Annotated in this window: 15 protein-coding genes; 10 read left to right on the forward strand and 5 right to left on the reverse strand. The window is 55.7% G+C overall.

The window, feature by feature from the left end; genetic code table 11:
* Positions 1-138: 138 nt before the first annotated feature.
* The 10 genes from KJS55_RS06340 to KJS55_RS06385 all read left to right on the forward strand — a co-directional run bounded on the left by KJS55_RS06340 (position 139) and on the right by KJS55_RS06385 (position 11,571).
* Positions 139-1,062 (forward strand): ribokinase, encoded by a 924-nt coding sequence (locus KJS55_RS06340; protein ID WP_213542943.1) that lies wholly within the window; start codon positions 139-141, stop codon positions 1,060-1,062.
* An 87-nt stretch (positions 1,063-1,149) separates the two neighbouring features.
* Positions 1,150-2,310, forward strand: a complete 1,161-nt coding sequence (locus KJS55_RS06345; protein ID WP_187027861.1) for a BMP family ABC transporter substrate-binding protein — start codon at positions 1,150-1,152, stop codon at positions 2,308-2,310.
* Positions 2,311-2,379: 69 nt separating this feature from the next.
* Positions 2,380-3,936 (forward strand): ABC transporter ATP-binding protein, encoded by a 1,557-nt coding sequence (locus KJS55_RS06350; protein ID WP_187027860.1) that lies wholly within the window; start codon positions 2,380-2,382, stop codon positions 3,934-3,936.
* Positions 3,933-5,024: an ABC transporter permease gene (locus tag KJS55_RS06355; protein ID WP_187027859.1), complete on the forward strand. Its 1,092-nt coding sequence runs from the start codon at positions 3,933-3,935 to the stop codon at positions 5,022-5,024. The genes KJS55_RS06350 and KJS55_RS06355 overlap by 4 nt, the downstream gene beginning before the upstream one ends.
* Positions 5,021-5,956 (forward strand): ABC transporter permease, encoded by a 936-nt coding sequence (locus KJS55_RS06360; protein WP_187027858.1) that lies wholly within the window; start codon positions 5,021-5,023, stop codon positions 5,954-5,956. The genes KJS55_RS06355 and KJS55_RS06360 overlap by 4 nt, the downstream gene beginning before the upstream one ends.
* Positions 5,957-5,986: 30 nt before the next feature.
* A complete protein-coding gene (locus KJS55_RS06365) occupies positions 5,987-6,961 on the forward strand; it encodes a nucleoside hydrolase (protein WP_187027857.1) in 975 nt (324 codons plus the stop codon).
* Positions 6,951-7,826, forward strand: a complete 876-nt coding sequence (locus tag KJS55_RS06370) for a nucleoside hydrolase (RefSeq protein WP_213542944.1) — start codon at positions 6,951-6,953, stop codon at positions 7,824-7,826. Before KJS55_RS06365 ends, KJS55_RS06370 begins: the two co-directional genes overlap by 11 nt.
* Before the next feature lie 81 nt (positions 7,827-7,907).
* The gene (locus tag KJS55_RS06375; RefSeq protein ID WP_187027855.1) at positions 7,908-9,158 is read left to right on the forward strand and encodes a Glu/Leu/Phe/Val family dehydrogenase; all 1,251 of its coding nucleotides are present in this window, start codon (positions 7,908-7,910) and stop codon (positions 9,156-9,158) included.
* Between the two features lie 685 nt (positions 9,159-9,843).
* Entirely contained in the window at positions 9,844-10,821 is a 978-nt protein-coding gene (locus tag KJS55_RS06380) for an MBL fold metallo-hydrolase (RefSeq protein WP_187027854.1), read from the forward strand.
* 9 nt (positions 10,822-10,830) lie between these two features.
* Positions 10,831-11,571 carry a metallophosphoesterase gene (locus tag KJS55_RS06385; protein ID WP_187027853.1) on the forward strand — a complete coding sequence of 247 codons (741 nt, stop codon included), beginning with the start codon at positions 10,831-10,833 and terminating at the stop codon, positions 11,569-11,571.
* A gap of 248 nt (positions 11,572-11,819) precedes the next feature.
* Here KJS55_RS06385 and KJS55_RS06390 read toward each other — a convergent pair whose 3' ends face one another.
* The 5 genes from KJS55_RS06390 to KJS55_RS06410 are packed head-to-tail and all read right to left on the reverse strand — an operon-like array spanning position 11,820 to position 17,043.
* Positions 11,820-12,422: an ANTAR domain-containing response regulator gene (locus KJS55_RS06390; RefSeq protein ID WP_187027852.1), complete on the reverse strand. Its 603-nt coding sequence runs from the start codon at positions 12,420-12,422 to the stop codon at positions 11,820-11,822.
* A 37-nt stretch (positions 12,423-12,459) separates the two neighbouring features.
* Positions 12,460-13,665: a glutamine synthetase family protein gene (locus tag KJS55_RS06395; RefSeq protein ID WP_213542945.1), complete on the reverse strand. Its 1,206-nt coding sequence runs from the start codon at positions 13,663-13,665 to the stop codon at positions 12,460-12,462.
* Positions 13,666-13,686: 21 nt separating this feature from the next.
* Positions 13,687-14,406 (reverse strand): GltB/FmdC/FwdC-like GXGXG domain-containing protein, encoded by a 720-nt coding sequence (locus KJS55_RS06400; RefSeq protein WP_213542946.1) that lies wholly within the window; start codon positions 14,404-14,406, stop codon positions 13,687-13,689.
* Between the two features lie 37 nt (positions 14,407-14,443).
* Positions 14,444-15,949 carry a glutamate synthase-related protein gene (locus KJS55_RS06405; protein ID WP_187027849.1) on the reverse strand — a complete coding sequence of 502 codons (1,506 nt, stop codon included), beginning with the start codon at positions 15,947-15,949 and terminating at the stop codon, positions 14,444-14,446.
* The gene (locus KJS55_RS06410; protein WP_187027848.1) at positions 15,949-17,043 is read right to left on the reverse strand and encodes a class II glutamine amidotransferase; all 1,095 of its coding nucleotides are present in this window, start codon (positions 17,041-17,043) and stop codon (positions 15,949-15,951) included. Before KJS55_RS06410 ends, KJS55_RS06405 begins: the two co-directional genes overlap by 1 nt.
* Positions 17,044-17,405 lie beyond the last annotated feature (362 nt).

Here is a 17,405-nt window from a genome sequence, read left to right on the forward strand (position 1 = left end):
ACAACTATATTGACGAACATTTTACTTTATGATATTTTCATACCAACATGTTGTTACTAAAACGTTTTAATTATATAAAGCAGAAAGTTAAATCGCTTTAGTAAAATTGAAACGTCAAGAATATAAAGGTGATATATCGTGCGTATTTGTAATCTTGGTTCCCTAAATATTGACCGGGTATACGGTGTAGAGCATTTTGTGTCTGCGCAAGAAACGGTTCTGGCCACAAAGTACGAGCGTTTTTTGGGCGGGAAAGGCCTCAATCAATCCATTGCTTTAGCCCGCAGCGGTGGAACCGTTTTCCACGCGGGGGCCATTGGCCCTGATGGGATGTCACTTCGGCAGCTCTTGGAGGAAAACGGTGTGGATACCCGCTATTTGAAAGACACCCATGCCGCTAGCGGTCACGCTATCATTCAGGTAAATGCATCTGGGCAGAACTGCATTATCGTCTCCAGAGGCGCCAACGCGGAGATTCTTCCGGAAGATATTGACCGCATTTTGAGTGATTTTGGTCAAGCCGACCTGCTTCTGCTTCAAAATGAGATTTCCAATGTGGACTACGCCATTCAGGCAGCAAAAGCTCGGGGAATGTCCGTTGCCTTCAATGCGGCTCCTGTCACTCCGGAACTGCACACTTACCCCATCGACCTGGTGGATTACCTGATTGTAAACGAGGTGGAGGGTCTTTCCCTGCTGGGTACGGAAGCCTGCGGGGAGGAATCTCTGCTTCACAGCCTATGCAGGAAATACCCCTCTGTCACCGTAATCCTGACTGTGGGTGAAAAGGGTTCCTACTGGGGTCAGGGAGACGAAATGCTGCACCAGGAAATATATCCCGTTTCGGTTGTAGATACAACCGCGGCTGGAGATACCTTTTGTGGATATTTCATCACTTCCATTGCAAAAGGGAAATGTCCGAAAGAAGCCCTGCGGATCGCGAGTCTAGCCAGCAGCTTGGCAATTGGACAAAAGGGGGCGGCGTGCAGCATTCCCACCATGCAGGAAGTGACCGCCTTCGGTCAATCCAAGGGAATTCCCTCCGAGTGGTTGATTGGATAAGCAGATGTTTCTGTCGTGTGTAAGCCTCTTTCCTGAGACATGAGAAAGATCGGGAAAGTACTTAATATTTTTTAGGAGGAAATGAACATGAAAAAAAGAATTGCTCTCATCCTGTTTGCGGCAATGCTGGTCAGCATGCTGGCCGGCTGCGGCGGAGACTCCAGCACAGACAGCACCGATGATTCCGCAGGCACCACGGAAACCAGCGGTGCCGATCCCTCCGATTCCAGTATTCAGGGAAAGTTTCTTTACATCATCACCGATAACCTCGGAGACATGGGGTTCCGTGACAACGGTCTGCGCGGCGTGCAGAACGTTTGCGAAACCTATGGCTGTGAATATGACGTTATTGAGCTGGGGGGCGATAAATCCACCTATGAAAACGCATTCGCTGATGCCTGCGACAGTGGTGAATACGCATACATCATCACCTGTTCCAATGGCGGCATGTCAGATCTGGTGCTCAAGTATGGTCCGGAATATCCCGAGATTAAATTTGTCACCTTTGATGTAGGCGCCACCACAGAGGTTACTTCCGACAACGTCTGCGCCATCAACTATCGCCAGAATGAGGGTGCCTTCCTAGCGGGTGTTCTGGCTGCATCCATCACCACCAGCCAGAAAATTGGCGCCTGGGTTTTCAATGAAGTTCCCATCGGCCACGACTTTGTCGCCGGCTATGTGGACGGCGCCCGGACCATCAATCCAGATATTGATATCACCGTCTCCTATGGCAGCGGAGCCGTAAATATCGGTAAAACTCAGGAAGTCACCGGTACCATGTTCGACTCTGGAATCGACACTGTTTTTAATATTCAGGGCTCCACCACCTCCGGTGCTGCTACCGCTTGCTATGACCGGGGCGGTCTGGACGCAGGTCTGGCTGTCATCGGTGTGGACTCTGATCAGTGGAATGTCTACACCACCACCGACTCCACGCTGAAGGATGCGGCCACTACCATTGTTACCTCCATGCTCAAGGATGTTACTTATTCTCTGGAATACCTGTTTGCCGGTATTGAGGACGGAACGATTGAGTGGGGAAATCTGGTCTCCTTCGGCCTTGCGGAGAAATCCGTGTGTCTGGCAGACAACGAGCACTTCCAGGAGGTCGTCGCTCCCGAGGTGCATGCCGTATTGGAGGAGTACACCCAAAAGGTAGCCAATGGCGAAATTACGCCCAAGGGGTTCTTTACCGACTTCAATTCTGATGTGGCCGCCTTTGAGGAGTGGCGCGACAACGGCTGATTCATAAGAGCAAGAGATATTTGGGCGAGGGAGGTCCCCCTCCCTCGCCTTTCACAAAGGGAGATGTATATGGGAACCGAGATCCTGAGAATGGAAAACATTACAAAGATCTATAGCAATGGTTTTGCGGCCAATAAAAATGTAACGTTTTCTGTAAATGCGGGTGAAATCCACGCACTGGCCGGAGAAAATGGCGCGGGAAAGACAACGCTGATGAAAATTCTCTTCGGCCGCGAAAGCTACCAGGAGGGCCGCATCCTGTTGCGGGGACAGGAGGTCCATATCAAGGACTCCCTGGACGCCATCGGCATGGGGATCGGTATGGTACACCAGCATTTTATGCAGATGCCGTCCCTAACCGTCGCGGAAAATGTCATTTTAGGCATTGAGCCCACAAAAAAGGGCGGCGTTATTTTTGACCAGAAAAAGGCCCGGCAAATGACCATGGAGGCCGCTGAGAAATACCAGCTCCATGTGGACCCGGACGCTAAGATCAAGGATTTGAGTGTCGGCATGCGGCAGAAAGTGGAGATCCTCAAGGAGCTCATCCGCGGTATCGAAATTTTGATTTTGGACGAGCCCACCGCGGTCCTCACGCCTCAGGAGACAAAGGAGCTCTTTGATCAGCTGCGCTTTCTCCGGGATCAGGGCTACGCGATTATCTTTATCTCCCACAAGCTGGGGGAGGTAATGGAACTGTGCAGCCGTGTGACCGTGCTTCGTCGAGGGCGTATCATGGGCACTGATCTGATATCCAATCTGGATCAATCCAGTTTGGCCCGCATGATTGTGGGGCGGGATGTTGTCACGAAGATGGAGCGGGGGGCGCAACGCCCCAAGCACAAGGTTGTGGAAGTCAAAGACCTTGTTTATCAAAACCAGGAAGGCCGTCCAGTGGTCAACCATCTGAATTTTTCTATCCGGGCCGGCGAAATTTTGGGAATTGCCGGCGTGGAAGGCAACGGGCAAAGTGAAGTGGCCGACCTTCTCTGCGGTATGAGGCCAATCAGCCACGGGAATGTCTGTGTCAACGGCACCTCCATCAATGGTCTGAGCGTCCGGAAGATCAGAGAGTTGGGCGTCTCTGCCATTTCTGAAGACCGTTTGAAATTTGCCTGTGCTGAGAATCTGTCCGTGCGGGACAATATTATGTCCATTTATTTGAACAGCAAGGCCTTTACAAAGGGAATGCTGCTGGACATGAAAAAGGTCAATCAGTATGTGGCTCAGTGTATTCAGGACTATGAGATCAAATGCGACTCCCCTGATGATCCGGTCCGCCTGCTCTCTGGCGGCAATATTCAAAAGGTTGTTGTGGCTCGGGAGTTCACCTGCGGCAGTAATCTCATTATCGCAAGCCAGCCAACCCGGGGAATTGACGTGGGCACCAGCGAAATGATTCGTAAGACTCTGATCCGCAAAGCCCGCCAGGAGGATGTGGCAACCTTGTTGATTTCCTCAGACCTCAACGAAGTGCTGGAAGTGTCAGACAGGCTGCTGGTCATGTACAAGGGGCAGTTTGTCGCCCATTTTACCAAGCCCAGTGAGGTGTCTGAAGAGCTTTTGGGTGAGTATATGCTGGGAAACCGGCACATGAGCGAGAAGGAAATGGGGGAATACGTATGAAAAAGGTACGGCGTATTGAATCTGCTTTTGAATTGGCCCGTATTCTTTTAGCCTTGGTAATCGCCTATGCACTTTCCCTGCTGTGCCTGGTGCTTGTAACCGAGGACCCCATTGAGGCCGTGTATATGTTTGCCGTTGGTCCACTTACCTCGACCCGGCGGATCGGGCAGGTCATTGTCAAATTTATTCCTTATGCCCTGTGCGGGGTGGGCATGTGTTTTATGTATGCCAGCAACCGTTTCAGCATGTTTGGCGAGGGGTCTTATTTGATGAGCGGCTGTTTTGTGACAATCGCTGCCTTCGCTTTGGAACCCTATCATCTGCCATTGATTGTCATGGTCCCCATTTTGCTGGTGGTGGGTGCCTTTTTTGGAGGGTTGATCGGCTTTACCCCCGCAATTCTAGGCGCAAAATTGAAGCTCAATGAGCTGGTGACGTCCACAATGCTCAATTATGTCTGCCTTTACTTAACCCTGTGGATTTTAAAGATTCATCTGGCTGATCCAGATATTACATTTTTTGCCTCCAAAATTCTGCCGGATAACGTCCGGCTCCCCCAGATTATCGACCGCTCTACCATTCACGCGGGGCTGTTTATCGCTCCCGTTTTCATCATCATTGCAGCCATTGTTTATTTCCGCACCCGTTTGGGCTTTAGCATCCGAATCTGTGGTTCCAACCCCAACTTTGCCAAATTTTCTGGCATCAATTTTTCCCGCAGCATTATCTGGGCCCACACCATCGGCGGTGCTTTGGTGGGAATCGGCGCCTGTGTAGATCTGCTGGGTATTTATGACCGGTTTCTCTGGACTGAAATTACAAACTATGGCTTCTACGGCCTGGTCTCGGCAGTATTGGCGCGAAAGAACCCCCTCTTTGCCCCCCTGGGCGCTCTGCTGCTAGCGTACATGCACACCGGCGCGAGTATCTTGAATTACACCAGCGAGGTCCCCATCGAATTCGTGCAAATCATGCAGGCACTTCTCATTCTGCTGATCTCTGCACAAACGTTCCTGCGCAAAACCAAAAACAAGGTTATTTTCAAGGACAGCCATGAGACCATCAGCAAGGAGGAAAAGCTGGCATGACAGAAGTTGCAACCTTTCTCTTTTCAGCCATACGGGTTTCCACCCCATTGGTCTTTGCTGCGATTGCGGCAGTGATTACACAGCAGGCCGGCCTTTTGAACATGGCCGTGGAAAGTATGATGCTCTCCGCAGCTTTAGCCGGTGTCATGATCAGCGGCGCCACTCAAAGTGCGATCCTGGGTGTGTTAGGCGGCGTTTTTTTCGCTGTGTTGATTGCTATGGTGATCTGGTATTCCGCTTTTATCTTAAAATGTGATCTCTATCTGGTGTCCATCTCTATGAACGCCGGGCTTGTCGGCGGCACTGTATTTGTGATGTACCTGGCCACAAAGCAAAAGGCGAACACCATTGGCTTTGTTATGAGCCAAACCGTTGGGACGCTGGATATCCCTATTTTGAAGGATATTCCTTTCTTTGGAAAGGTCCTGTCCGGCCAGAATCTCATGACCTATGTGGCTGTTGTGGCCGTTTTTGTCACATGGTTTTTGATCTATAAGACAAAGATGGGGCTGCGCATCCGCTCTGTGGGTGAAAATCCGGGTGCGGCGGAATCCGTTGGGATTTCTCCGGTGCGGCTTTACGGCATCTCCTTTGCGTGGTCCGGTGTCATGGCCGGGCTGGGCGGCGTCTATATGTCCATGGGCTTGATGAGCTACTTTGCACGGGATATGGTGGCCGGCCGCGGAATGATCGGCGTTTCTGCCATGAATGTCGCAAATGCCTCTCCGGTAGGTTCCGCCCTGTTCGCCATGCTCTTTGGCATTTCCGACACAATTGCGAACTATATGCAAATCCTTGGCCTTCAGCCCCAGCTGATTGCGGCCTTCCCCTATGCCGCCACCATCGTTTTGATGGCTTTGCTGGCTAAAATTCAGCATCACCGCTATCAAAAATACCTGGCCAAACGGCTTCAAAGCAATTCTCAACCATAAGGCGGTACATGCTTGATCGGGAGTGAATATATGAAAAAACGTCCCATTATTTTTGACTGTGACCCAGGGCACGATGATGCCATTGCCCTGGTCATGGCTCTTGCCTGTCCAGATTGGGATATTCGAGCCATTACAACCGTGGGAGGCAACAATACGATCCAAAATGTAACCAATAATGCCCTGCGGATTCTGGAAGTCACCGGACGCACGGAGATTCCTGTGGCCTCCGGACAAGCCGCTCCTTTCCTGCGGGAGTTGGTTCAAACAGGCAAATTTCATGGCCGCACCGGTATGGATGGGCATTCGCTGCCCGCCCCAACCATTACACCGGTCAGTGAGGATGCCGTTGGGCTGATGGCCGATATATTGGAAAAAAGCGAAACGCCTGTCACACTGCTGGTTACTGGTGTTTTTACCAATATTGCCACGCTTTTGCTCTCTTATCCTCATTTAAAGCAAAAGATTTCTGAGATTTCCATCATGGGCGGCAGCTATTACCGGGGCAACTGGTCCCCTGTGGCGGAATTTAACGTGTGGGCGGACCCAGAGGCTGCGGATGTGGTCATGCGTGCCGGAATTCCCTTTACCCTCTATGGCTTGGATGTCACGCATCAGGCCTATTTGCGGCGGGATGAGTATGCGGCCCTGCGAACCTATCAGAACCCTGTGGCGGACTTTATTGCTGATTTATTTGACTTCTTTTCAAAAAGCTGCATTGAGGACCGCGGCCACCCGGGCTGCCTGGTACATGATGCCTGTGCCGTGGCTGGGTTGATGGACCCCTCCCTATTTCGCTATATGGACACTTCCGCCCATATGGATTTGGACGGCGGCATTACCCGCGGAGGGTGTGTGATTGAGCTGCGGCCTCAAGGCTGGCCCCGCAAGGAAGAAGTCAATGCTAAAGTTGCCACTTGGGTGGATCGTCCCCGGTTCACCAGGCTTTTATTGGATTTGTGCGCTTCCTACACACATCCGCAGAAAGGAGCTGGCCATGAAGCGTGAGCTGCTTATCGACTGCCACACCGGCACCCAGGATCTGCCCGCGCTCCTGCTGGTCAGCCGGGTGAAAGATGCCGAAATCCGTGCCCTGACCGCCTGCTATGATCCAGACCGGCCTGTGGCAGACATCCAGGATCTCCTTGCATTACGTGAAGCCGCCGGACTTTTGGCAGAGTGTTCTTTGGGCGCCCGCCGGCCGATAATTCCCCGCCGCCCCTGCAACGGCGGCCCCGGGACGGGCGCAGAGCATCCCCACCGCCCGGAAGGCGGCTATGCCTGGGAGCTGATCAACCGCACGGCATGTCAGTCACAGGCTGGAATCACAGTATTACTGCTTGGTCCCGCTACCAACCTAGCCATTGCCTTGCTTCGCTATCCAGCTCTGCGCCAGCATATCCGTCAGATCATCATGGCAGGCGGCAGCTTTGGGTTTGGCGACGCGGGCCCCTATTCCGAGCGAAATGTTTTTGAGGACGCCTATGCCTGCAAGGTCTTACTAAACTCTGGAATTCCCATGACCATGATTGGCCTCAGTGCCGCCGCCGAAGCGGCTCTCACCGAAGCAGAGCTGCGGTCGGCCCTGGTTCCCTTGGTGGGGAACTGTGTGGACACCTGTGTGAACGATCTGGCTGCGCGCCGCCCTGGAACGCACTATGTGGCGCCGTCTCTCGTCGCCGCGGCTTGGATGCTGAACCCCGAGGTGGCCCAGACCGATCATTTCCATGTGGAAGTAGAGGTGAATGGCACTGAAATGTATGGGCGCACTGTGATTGAGTGGCGCCACTATCTTCATGAACCCGAGGAGACCGAGGTCGCCATTCACGCAGACCGCGAAAAACTGTTGGCTTGCATCAGGCAGCATGCTTGATCATGAATCTGTCGGCAGCCAGTCCCCGGCGAAACTCTGTCGCCGGAAATATGAATCTTACACAAAGGAGCATACTATGATATGAGTGGAAATCCTTTTGAAACTTCTTTAAAGACGCTGCATGAGGCGGCTGCCATCGGACAGATTAATGCGGAGGTTGTCCGTCTTCTGGAGCAGCCAAAGCGCCAGTTTGAGTTTACGATTCCCGTTCGCATGGATGATGGGCACCTGGAAATTTTTCAGGCTTTCCGGGTCCATTACTGCGACGCCCTGGGGCAGGTCAAAAACGGTGTTCGAGTCGTTCCCGATATGGACATGGATACCGCCAAGGCGCTTGGCTTCTGGATGACCATTAAGCACGCGGTTGGCGGCATCCCCGCCGGCGGCGGCAAGGGGGGAATCAAGGCCGATCCCAGCAAGCTCTCTCGCCGCGAATACGAGGCTTTGATCCGGGGTTTCATCCGCTATCTGCCCATGAAGGGCACCTGGGTAGATGTACCGGGTGCTGATATCGGCACTCATGGACAAACGCAGTCCTGGATGCTAGACGAGTTGGAAGCCATCCAGGGCTTCCACTCTCCCGCTGCGATCAATGATAAGCCCATTGAGGCAAACGGTACAGAACTCAGCCGGGAAGCCACCGGAACCGGCGCCTTTTTTGTCACCCGTGAGGTCACTCGGGACCTTGGAATCCCTGACGCCGCCTCCTTTGCCGTCCAGGGCTATGGCAATGTCGGCCGTGTGGCCGCAGAGCTGCTGTGTCAGCGCGGGCACAAGCTGGTGGCTGTTTCTGATATTTTTGGCGGCATCGAAAACCAAGACGGCATTGACGTCAACGCACTTGGAGCCTATGTCGATGAGTACAAAACCGTCAAGGGCTTCCCTGGTTGCCGGGACATCACTCCCTCGGAATTATTGGAGGTTCCCTGCGACATCCTGCTGCCTGCAGCCGTGCAAAGCGTGATCCATGAGGGAAATGCAGGCAAAATTCAGGCAAAGCTGATTATGGAGTGCGCCAATGGTCCCACCACACCGGAGGCTGAAAAGATTCTGGAAAGCCGTGGAGTTATCATTGTACCGGATGTTTTGGTCAATTGCGGCAGCGCGATTGTCTGCAGCTTTGAACGCACACAGGGATTGACGGACTCCTATTGGGACCGCGAGACTGTCCGCAGCCGGCTGGAGGAGCGCATTGTAAAAGCCTATCAGCAAACGGCTGCTGTCGCCAAGGAGCTTGGTGTGAGTTATCGGGATGCCGCCTGGGTCAACGCCCTTCGCAAAATTGAAAAAGCCATGCTGGTTCGAGGATGGGCGTGGGACCAGCCCAAGTGAGGAACCTTTCAGCGTTCAGCATGCTGATTCTCTCCATCACGCATAGATATGTTTTAAGGATGTTTCCATCTGGTCAGCCCTCAGAAACAGCTGTTGGATGAATGTATTCTTTTTCCGATCAAGCAGCCCTCCCCTAGCTTGCGGACCGGCCTCCACAGCAATGAGGCTGTCGGCAAACTGGGGGAGGGCTGCTTTCACAGAAAAATATCTGCTGGAAATGCTCGTTTTTCCCTGTCTCTATCCTCTGCGCAGTATCGTGGTTTCACACCGCAGCAGGCCGGCTTTCATTTTTGCGCACTCCATATGAAATGCAAGCTGTCCCTACGAGGGTTCAAATCCCTTCTTTCAGCGGCACCGAACGGACGGCAAAGATACCGGCTCTTGCGAACAGTCTGATGTTATGGTATGATCATTTCATTATGACCGCTTGCCGTGAAAGCGCTCTTTGCCGCCGCAAATGCATATGGGACAGCGGCTTCCGCTGTTATAGCCGGGATGATGGCCGTTTCCTTTCTGCATATGGGGCAGAGGTCCGCTCTCCGCGCACAAATGGTCCGGGTATCCCCCCTGCTTTCCAGGAGCTGTACGGCCGGGGCTTTGCGGGGCCTTCGGAGCCGTTCCCGGGCCAGAGCGTGTCAGATCAACCACAACATCCGATGGAAACGGACAACGGGAGGAACGCTGTATGCTGACAAAAGTAGCTGAGAACATCTACAGAAAAACGGTGCCGCTGCCCAACAACCCCCTGCGGGATATCAATGCCTACATCATCACGGGCGAGAAGAATCTGCTCATTGATACCGGCTTCAACCGCCCGGAGTGTGAGGAGGCGTTGCAAAGTGCCTTTGAAGAGCTTGGCATCCAGGAAACCGATCTCTTTATCACACATCTTCATTCAGACCACTGCGGGCTGATCGGCAAGTTTGCCAGGGAGAACAGCACGATTTATGCCGGTGAAACAGATGGGGAGCTGATCAACTTTGAGACCGGCAATCTTTACTGGCGCATGCTGGATGATCTGTTTATCAAATATGGGTTTCCCAAGGCCACCTTTGGCCGGAATACCGACATCCATCCGGGCAGAAAATACTGCCAGGACACCCGGGTGAATTTTACCTATGTCCAGGAGGGCGACGTGCTGCATTACGGCGGCTACAGTCTACAGGCTGTGGAGACGCCGGGGCATACGCCGGGGCATATGTGCCTCTATGACGCCGAGAAGAAACTCCTCTTCTGCGGCGACCACATTCTCGGCACCATCACACCCAATATCTGTATTGAGTTGAGCACGGAAAATCCGCTGCAGGACTATCTCGCCAGCCTTCAAAAGGTGGAAAAGCTGGACGTCCAAACGCTGCTGACCGCCCATGGGACGCCGGTTGAAAACATGTATGCCCGCATCCAGGAGCTATATCGGCACCATCAGGAGCGGCTTGCAGAGGTACAGCGGATTTTGGGCAGCGAGTGGAAAACCGCTTATACGGTCGCCCGGGATATGACCTGGGAAATCGACTGTAAGAACTGGGAGGAATTTCCCGCCCCGCAGAAGTGGTTTGCCACCGGGGAGGCCATCTCCCATCTGCAATATCTGTATGGCTCCGGCAAGGTGTCCAGAATGGAGCGCAACGGTGTATATCACTATCAAAATTCAGATACCATGTAAGGAATCCGCATGACTGGAAGAATTTTTATCACAGGAGACAAGCACGGAAGTTTGGTGCCCTTTTTTGGACTGGCCCAAAGGAATGAACTGACCCCGGCAGACATTCTGCTGATCGCGGGCGATGCGGGTTATGTCTGGAGAGAGCACGACTCCTCCCCCCTCACAACCCTGCAGCAGCTTTTCCCCGGCACCGTTGCATTTGTGGACGGGAATCATGAAAACCATGCGCTTCTCAACAGTATGGAGGTACAGCTGTGGAACGGCGGAAGGGTCCACCGTGTGGATGAGCGGGTGTACCATTTGATGCGCGGCGAGCTCTACTCCATTGATGGGACTACGATTTTTACCTTTGGCGGGGCCCGATCCGTAGATGTGGACCGCACAGAAACCGGCTCCAGCTGGTGGAAAAAGGCGGGTACCAACTGGTGGCCGGAGGAAGAGCCAAGCTCCGAAGAAATTGCGTACGGACAGCGTCAGCTTATGCAGAATCTTGACCGTATCGACTATGTAATCACCCATGAAACGCCCTTATTTGCCCGGGCATTTATTGCCCGCTCTAAGGAAATTGACCCGGATTACCACTTGCCGGCACTGTTTGACGCCTGGTATCGGCTCATGGAGGCGGCGCCCAGATTCAAAACATGGTACTTCGGTCACATGCATGTGGACCAAAGCATTACACCCCGGCTCCGCGCGATCCACAGCAATATTCTGCCACTGGGTGAGGAGGCGGCGCTGCGCTGGGCCTGAGCTCCTGTGTATGCGGTGGAAAACAAGATCAACGAGGGAGGGCATCAGCCCTCCCTCGTTGACGTGTATCAGGAGCCTGCCTGTTTCCAGGCGCAGGCAGGCTGCCAATTTTAAGAACCTCCGTCCTCTGAAAGCATCTACCTCTGCTCCAGGAAAAATGGATGAACCGTACCATGCGAAATCCGCACGGCCCAGATCTCCGCTCCGCAGCGCGCCCCTGCCCGGTTCCAACAGCGTTGAGTCCTCCCTCAGTCCTGTGGCTCCTGCGGCTGATAGGTAGCCAGCACCCGGATCGCCGCTTCCCGCCTGGAAATGCGGTGATCCATGGCTTGTTTTTCAAGATAGTGGTGCGCGGCCTCTTCCGACATGCCCAGGCACTGGATCAGCGCCCATTTGGCTCGGTTGGCCAGACGGATTTCCTGCATCTTCTCTTCAATAGAGGCATGCTTCTCCTCCATTTTCCGAAGGCGCTCCCGCAGGGCACACAGGTCCCGCACGGATTGAAGCACCAGCTGTGTGGAGGTCGGCTTGGAAAGCGTCAGCACGCCGTGCTCCGTGACCTTGTCATAGACCTCCTGAAACACCTCGTTTTTGACAAACAGTAAAACTCCGGCGTCACTGCGGCCGCAGATGCTGATTGCCAGCTGCACGCCCAGGTCATCCGGCAAAGGTGCGTTAATCAGCACCATATCATAGCTGGTACTCACCAAAGTCCTGCGAGCCTCATCGGAGCTTTTTACAATCCTGACCGGCCCAAAATGGGTGGGAGGCAGCAGCCCGGAAACTGTCTGGTTAAATTTTCCTCCCGCGGACACCAGCAGCACGCTGTATGTACGCTCTTGAAATACCATGGGCCGCCTCCCCCCTTCCACTGAGAACGCGCGGTATTCACTCCCCGCTGTAAGCCTCCAGCACAGCGGCGGGCAGGTGTTCCCGCACAAAGGCGCTGGATGCCGCTGCCGCCCGCGCCTCCTCGAAGGACGCTGGCAGACGGCGAAAACCCGCCAACTGCTCCGCTGGCGCCTCGTAGAGATTCAAATCCGTGCTGGGCGGCAGGGGAAGCCTGCGGTGAAAACCATCTAGAACCGCATAGATCAGCAGCGCAAACGCGATATAGGGATTGGCGGTTGGATCTGGGGACCGCAGCTCCACCCGGCGGTATTCTCCCTCCGCGGCTGGTACCCGGATGAGCTGGGACCGGTTTTGAGAAGACCAGGTGATAAAGCCGGGCGCTTTCCTGCTGCCAAGCCGCAAATAGGACTCCCTGCTGGGATTTAAAAACGCTGTGATATCATAGGCGTGCCGCAGCAGTCCCGCGATGACCTGCGGCTCTGTGTCCACACCGCCGTGGATGGAGAGATTGATATGCAGCCCGCTGCCGGGCGCGTCGCTCAGTGGCTTGGGAGAGAAATCCGCCCAGAGCCCGCTGCGGGCGGCAATGGTCTGCACCACAGATCGGAACGTAACCGCGTTATCCGCTGCAGTCAGGGGATCGGAATAGCGAAAGTCAATCTCGTTTTGACCGGGGCCCTCCTCGTGGTGGGAGCTCTCCGGGCGGATGCCCATCTGCTCCAGCGTCAGGCAAATCTCTCTGCGGATGTTTTCCCCTCTGTCGTCCGGAGCGATATCCATATAGCCCGCGTGGTCGTAAGGCTCCCTGGTGGGCTCACCATGCTCATCCGTCTTGAAGAGATAGAATTCCATCTCAGCGCCAAAGGAAAAGCGGTATCCCGCCGCCTGGGCGTCCTCCACAGCCACCTTCAAAAGATGACGGGTGTCGGCCTCAAATACCCTGCCGTCCGGCCTTGTGATGTCACAGAACATCCGTACCACCCGGCCGTTTTCCGGCCGCCAGGGAAGCCCGGTAAGTGTGGAGGGGTCCGGCCGCAAAAATAAGTCCGAGCGCACCGCGCCGCCGAAGCCGGCAATTGCCGAGGCGTCAAAGACCATGCCGTCAGAAAAAGCCCGCCGGAGCTCTCCCGGCATAATAGAGATGTTTTTCTGCCGCCCATAGATATCACAAAAGGCCAGACGGATAAATTTGACGTTCTCCTCCTCCACAAACTGGATGACCTCATCAGCTGTGTACTTCATGGCGCACCTGCTTTCTTTTGATCAATTTGCAACATACATCTGGCGGTACGGCGTGCTGGAGTCCGGAGTAGCCACTGTGAACGGCACGTCCAAAAGTTCCTCCACATCCTCTCCGAACAGCTCACAAAACCGCTCCAGCACAGGGTAAAGGGGCTCCAGTTCCCCCGGCGGGGCGGGGCGGGCCGTCACCTGGTCCGGAAAGCGCACATCCCGGCAGTCAGAGCGGAGAAACACCTTGCCGCCGTGCATCCCGGTACAGGGGAAATTCCCAACAATGGATTGTTCCCCGGCGTGGAGCCCCAACACCACAATCACACCGCCGGCCTGATACTCCCCCAGGAAGCTGCCGGCCCTGCCTCCGATCACGATCATGGGCAGCCGGTCTCCGTAGGCTTTCATATGCACGCCCGCACGGTAGCCGGCATTGCCCTGGATATAGATGGCTCCGCCCCGCATGGCGTAGCCCGCCGCGTCGCCCACATTGCCATGAACCACAATGGTCCCGGCATTCATAGTATCGCCCACCGCGTCCTGGGCGTTGCCGTTTACCTCAATGTTCGCTCCGTTGAGATAGGCGCCCAGGGCATTTCCGGGAATTCCGTCAATGGAAATCCGGCGGCTGTCCATGCCGGCGGCGATGAATCTCTGGCCCAGGCAGCCCTCGATCCGGCACTCAATGCCGCCCTTTCGGATGGCTTCGTTCAGCGCCTGATAGCTAAGAGAGGATGCATTGATTAACATAGTACCATACCTCCGCGTAATTTCAAGAAAAAGATGCCTATTCCCCGGCGTGAGCAATTCCCAGGACCTGAAGCTCCCGGTCCGTGAGCCCCAGCCCCCGGAGCATCATTCGGTTTCCGCGCAGCGCCTCAATGGAATTGATGCCCATGCCACCCATGAACTCCTTGATCTCGTTGTTCCAGGCGGTCATCAGGTTGATGAGGCGGCGGCTGCCCTCCTCCGGGTCCAGCCGGGCCACCAGCTCCGGGCGCTGGGTGGCAATCCCCCAGTTACACCGGCCGCTCTGGCAGGTGCGGCACAGATGGCATCCCAGCGCCAGCAGCGCGGCTGTTGCCACATAACAGGCGTCCGCTCCCAGGGCCACCGCCTTGATGACGTCCGCGGAGCTGCGGATGCTGCCCCCGGCCAGGATAGAAACCTGGTTGCGGATGCCCTCGTCCCTCAGCCGTTGGTCCACCGCCGCCAGCGCCAGTTCTACAGGAATCCCCACATGGTCGCGAATACGGGTGGGCGCCGCGCCGGTGCCGCCCCGGAAACCGTCAATGGCGATGATGTCCGCCCCACTGCGGGCAATGCCGCTGGCGATGGCCGCGATGTTGTGGACGGCGGCCACCTTGACAATGACGGGCTTGCGATATTCCGTCGCTTCCTTCAAGGAGCATACCAGCTGCCGCAAGTCCTCAATGGAGTAGATGTCGTGGTGGGGCGCGGGAGAGATCGCGTCGGAGCCCTCCGGCACCATCCGGGTGCGGGACACATCCCCTACGATCTTGGCCCCCGGCAGGTGCCCGCCGATGCCGGGCTTGGCTCCCTGGCCCATTTTGATCTCAATGGCCGCGCCGGCCTTCAGGTACTCCTTGTGCACGCCGAATCGGCCGGACGCCACCTGTACCACGGTATTGGCTCCGTAGCGGTAAAAATCTTCGTGGAGGCCGCCCTCACCGGAGTTGTAGCAGATGCCCAGCGCCTCCGCCGCCCGGGCAAGGCAGGCGTGGGCGTTATAGCTGATAGAGCCATAGCTCATGGCGGAGAACATCACCGGCATGCTCAGCTCCAGCTGTGGCGGCAGTCGGCAGTCCAGGCGGCCCCAGGGGTCCCGCTCCACGGCGTCTGGCTTCTTCCCCAGGAACACCCGGGTCTCCATCGGCTCACGCAGCGGGTCAATGGAGGGATTGGTCACTTGGGAGGCGTTGATCAAAATCCGATCCCAATAGATGGGGAGAGGTTTGGGATTGCCCATGGAGGAGAGGAGCACGCCGCCGGAGGCGGCCTGCTTGTAAACCTCCCGAATGGTATCGGCATCCCAGTTGGCGTTTTCCCGCGGGGCACAGTCGCTTTTGACAATTTTCAGCGCCCGGACGGGACAGACCAGGACGCAGCGCTGGCAGTTGACGCATCTGCTCTCGTCGGCCAGCATCAGCCGGCGGCTCTCATCAAAGCTGTGCACGCCGTTGGCGCACTGCCGCTCGCAGAGGCGGCACCGGGTGCAGCGGCTGTCGTTCCGAATCACCTCGAACTCCGGATAAAAATCCTGTATTTTCATCAGTACGCCCCCTCCTTTACCCGGACGATGACCGGCTCGCCCCCCATGGGGGCGTAGAGATTCTCCGCGTCCGGCGCGATGGCGCGGATCGCCGCCTCCTCACTGGCGACATAAACTAAGTCCTCTTTCTCTCCCACCACCATGCCGCGCAGCTTCAGCCGGTCATTGAGGGCCATCAGCCCGCCGTCGAAGCCCAGGATGATGGAGAAGGGGCCTGTTACCAGCAGGCCGGAAAACACGGTCCGGAGATAGGTCAACACCTCCCGCTCCTCCGGCGGGCGGCGGGCAATGGTGCTCCAAAAGGGCGCAGCCATCACAGCCGCAGCCTCGGACAGGCTCAATCCCTGGCGGCGCAGAAGGTAGTCCAGCATATAGGTGATAACCTCTGTGTCCGTCTGAAGTGTGCATTGATAGCCAAACATCTCCATAAAGCGGCGGTTGGCGTCATAGGAGGAGATCTCTCCGTTATGGACCACCGAGTAATCCAGCAGGGCGAAGGGATGCGCGCCACCCCACCACCCCGGCGTGTTGGTGGGATAGCGTCCATGAGCGGTCCAGCAGTAGCCCCGGTACTCCCCCAGGCGGTAAAATTCCCCGATGTCCTCCGGGTAGCCAACGCCCTTGAATACCCCCATGTTTTTGCCGCAGGAAAACACATGCGCTCCGGTCAACTCCTGGTTGATCCGCATGGCGGCGCGCACGACAAACTCCTTTTCATCCACCTGCATGGCCCGCAGCGCGGAGCGCAGCGGAGAGGCAAAATAGCGCCAGATCAGCGGCTCATCGGTGATCTGGGGCATTTTCCGCACGGGGATCTCCTCCGCCCAGACCACGTCGAAGCGCTCCTTCAAAAACGCCTCGCAGGTCTTCCGGCAGCTATTGTCCCGGAAAAAGAGATGCAGGGCAAACAAATCCCGGTATTCAGGATAGATGCCATACCCGGCAAAGCCGCCACCCAGTCCGTTGGAGCGGTCATGCATGGGTTTCATGCTCTCAATGACGCTTTGGCCGCTCATACGCCTGCCCTCCCGGGAGATGACGGCGGAGACGGCGCAGCCGGAGGGAATCCGCACTTGACCTTCCAGTAATCTCATATCCACACATCCTTTTGATGGAATCCAGCCTCGTGCGCCCGAAGCGCACCACAGGCTCTGCTGGACCGTCCCGGTCCGCGTCTCAGGCCATGCCCGCCGGGCGGCACACAGCCCGTTCCATATGCATAGCAAAAAAGATGTCCGGCACGGGAGGGCAAACCTCTCCTGTGCCGGAACATCTTTGTTCTTGCAGTCTATGATACCGCTGGCGTCATGCACTTGTCAACACATGCTTTCACAAAAAAATCCAGCGGAAAGTTTCGTTTTTTGGAAAATTCTCCATTGACGGATAGCCGGAAGCGGCGTATAGTTACCCCATCCACGACGATGGCGTCGCAGAGGGAACTCCCCCTGCCGTGCCA

This window comes from Pusillibacter faecalis (assembly GCF_018408705.1).
Classification (GTDB): Bacteria; Bacillota; Clostridia; order Oscillospirales; family Oscillospiraceae; genus Oscillibacter; species Oscillibacter faecalis.

Bases quoted from the DNA above. Each gene is read 5' to 3' on its own strand.
- KJS55_RS06390 (WP_187027852.1), bottom strand. From the start codon at position 12,422: ATGGTATTTCAAGAGCGTACATACAGCGTGCTGCTGGTGTCCGCGGGA.
- KJS55_RS06395 (WP_213542945.1), bottom strand. From the start codon at position 13,665: ATGAAGTACACAGCTGATGAGGTCATCCAGTTTGTGGAGGAGGAGAAC.
- KJS55_RS06360 (WP_187027858.1), top strand. From the start codon at position 5,021: ATGACAGAAGTTGCAACCTTTCTCTTTTCAGCCATACGGGTTTCCACC.
- KJS55_RS06355 (WP_187027859.1), top strand. From the start codon at position 3,933: ATGAAAAAGGTACGGCGTATTGAATCTGCTTTTGAATTGGCCCGTATT.
- KJS55_RS06350 (WP_187027860.1), top strand. From the start codon at position 2,380: ATGGGAACCGAGATCCTGAGAATGGAAAACATTACAAAGATCTATAGC.
- KJS55_RS06385 (WP_187027853.1), top strand. From the start codon at position 10,831: ATGACTGGAAGAATTTTTATCACAGGAGACAAGCACGGAAGTTTGGTG.
- KJS55_RS06400 (WP_213542946.1), bottom strand. From the start codon at position 14,406: ATGTTAATCAATGCATCCTCTCTTAGCTATCAGGCGCTGAACGAAGCC.
- KJS55_RS06380 (WP_187027854.1), top strand. From the start codon at position 9,844: ATGCTGACAAAAGTAGCTGAGAACATCTACAGAAAAACGGTGCCGCTG.
- KJS55_RS06405 (WP_187027849.1), bottom strand. From the start codon at position 15,949: ATGAAAATACAGGATTTTTATCCGGAGTTCGAGGTGATTCGGAACGAC.
- KJS55_RS06375 (WP_187027855.1), top strand. From the start codon at position 7,908: ATGAGTGGAAATCCTTTTGAAACTTCTTTAAAGACGCTGCATGAGGCG.
- KJS55_RS06370 (WP_213542944.1), top strand. From the start codon at position 6,951: ATGAAGCGTGAGCTGCTTATCGACTGCCACACCGGCACCCAGGATCTG.
- KJS55_RS06410 (WP_187027848.1), bottom strand. From the start codon at position 17,043: ATGAGATTACTGGAAGGTCAAGTGCGGATTCCCTCCGGCTGCGCCGTC.
- KJS55_RS06345 (WP_187027861.1), top strand. From the start codon at position 1,150: ATGAAAAAAAGAATTGCTCTCATCCTGTTTGCGGCAATGCTGGTCAGC.
- KJS55_RS06365 (WP_187027857.1), top strand. From the start codon at position 5,987: ATGAAAAAACGTCCCATTATTTTTGACTGTGACCCAGGGCACGATGAT.